This is a genomic window from Streptomyces niveiscabiei (genome assembly GCF_001419795.1).
Taxonomy (GTDB): Bacteria; Actinomycetota; Actinomycetes; order Streptomycetales; family Streptomycetaceae; genus Streptomyces; species Streptomyces niveiscabiei.
In genome coordinates this window covers 1-1852 of record NZ_LIRL01000909.1, presented here as the reverse complement: position 1 = coordinate 1852, position 1852 = coordinate 1, and the positions used below count along the sequence as shown (strand labels likewise).

Here is a 1852-nt window from a genome sequence, read left to right as displayed (position 1 = left end):
CCGGCCGACGACCGGGGCTGTTCGCGGCCCCCTCCTCGCCGGCCTTCGGCATGAAGAGCACCGCGTACGCGATCGCCCCCGCCAGCAGGAGCAGGACGATCACCAGCAGCGTCCGCCCCAGGCTGCGCGGCGACCGCTCCGCGCCGCGCGGCGCGCGTTCCGGCTCGACGCGCCCCCGCTTGTGCCGGGCGTGCGCGCCTCCCGCCGCGGCCTTCGCCCTGGCCTTGCGCCGGCGCACCAGCTCGCCCTTGCGGCGGATGATCGGCAGCCGTCGCGGGTCGGCGGGCGGCGCGGTGACGACGTACGCCCCGGCCTCCGCCTCGGGCGCCGACCGCACCAGCGACCGCAGCCAGCCGCGCAGCTCCTCGAAGTCCGGCCGCTCGGTCGGGTCCTGGCGCAGCAAGGACTCCACGACCGGCCTGAGCGGCCCGCACTCCTCGGCGAACGCCGGGGGCTCACCGCACACCATCTGGACGAGTTCGGCCGTCGACTCCTCCGGATAGGGCGCGTGTCCCTGGACCGACCTGAAGAGCAGCGCGCCGAGCGCCCACAGGTCGGAGGAGGGCCCGGGGTCGTTGCCGCGTACCCGCTCGGGCGCGAGGTAGTCGACGGACCCGACGACCTCACCCGTACGGGTGATCGTCGTGTCGCCCTCGATCTGCGCGATGCCGAAGTCGGTGAGGAGCACCCGCCCGTCCTCGGAGAGGAGAACGTTGCCAGGCTTCACGTCCCGGTGCAGCACGCCCGCGGAGTGCGCCGCGCGCAGCGCCCGCAGCACCCACATCCCGATCCGCGCGGCCTCGGCGGGCTCGACCCGGCCGTCCGCCTTGACGGCGTCGGCGAGGGAGCGGCCCTCGACGAGTTCCATCACGATCCAGGGCCGGCCGTCGTGTTCGAGGACGTCGTGGACGGTGACGACGGCGGAGTGGTTGATCCGCGCCGCCGCGCGCGCCTCGGCCCGGGTCCTGGCGAGCAGGACGGCCTGGTCGGCCTCGGCGACGTAGAGCGCGGCGGTCAGCTCCTTGATCGCGACGGCCCGGTGCAGCAGCTCGTCGTGCGCACGCCACACACGGCCCATGCCGCCGCTCCCGATGGAGTCGACGAGCCGGTAGCGGCCCGCGAGGAGCAGGCCCTGCATCTGATTCACGTTGCCCCGCAATGCTCTTGACAGGCTCAGCGTAAAGACCGGCCGACGTCCGTGGAACCAAAGCAGGCCCATGGAGACACCACTGTGACGGTTGTCGCTTCGGACCCGTTCCGGGAACTTGCCCGCCCGCCGCCCTCAGCCGGTGTACCGGTAGCTCTCCGCGGCCTGTTCGTACAGCCGCGTCACCTCGTCCCGCTCCGCCTCCGGCCCCCGGACCTGGACGACGTGGTACCGCCCGGCGATGAGGATGGCCCGGTTGCGCACGAACAGTTCCTGCCCGCCGTCGGTCGTCCAGGTGAACTGCCCCTCGGCCATCTTCTGCTGCCCGACCTGGATGTTCCTGAGCCCCGACGCGGTCGCCCAGCTGGACTGCCGGTAGGACTCCAGTTCGCTCTCCCGGTCCCGCTGGTAGGCCATCGGATCGCTCCCGTTGGCCGCCGCGGTGTCCCTGCCGGGTACGACGATCAGCTCGAACTCCCCGTGCGAGTAGACGACCTGCCCGCGCCCGTTCTTCGGCGACCGCTCCCACCCGTTCGCGACGGCGATCCGGAACCCGGCGTCGTCCGCGCGCAGCGTGAACCCGTCGGCCACGTCGGACCCGGCCTGCGTCGACGTACCCGCCGTCGTCTCCTCGCCGCCCGGCGCCGACTGGTCGGGCCGGGGTTCGCTGCTGGCGGGCGGCGGCGAGGCGGTCGCCCCGGCGAC

General features: G+C 73.7%; 1 protein-coding gene and 1 pseudogene. Both read right to left on the bottom strand.

Annotation, left to right across the window (positions count from 1 at the left end; translation table 11 throughout):
• On the bottom strand, positions 1-1138 hold a 1138-nt coding region (locus AOK24_RS36750; RefSeq protein WP_240554289.1), incomplete at its 3' end, for a serine/threonine-protein kinase.
• Positions 1139-1282: 144 nt separating this feature from the next.
• A pseudogene (locus AOK24_RS36745) lies at positions 1283-1852 on the bottom strand (serine/threonine protein kinase); the annotation flags it as partial.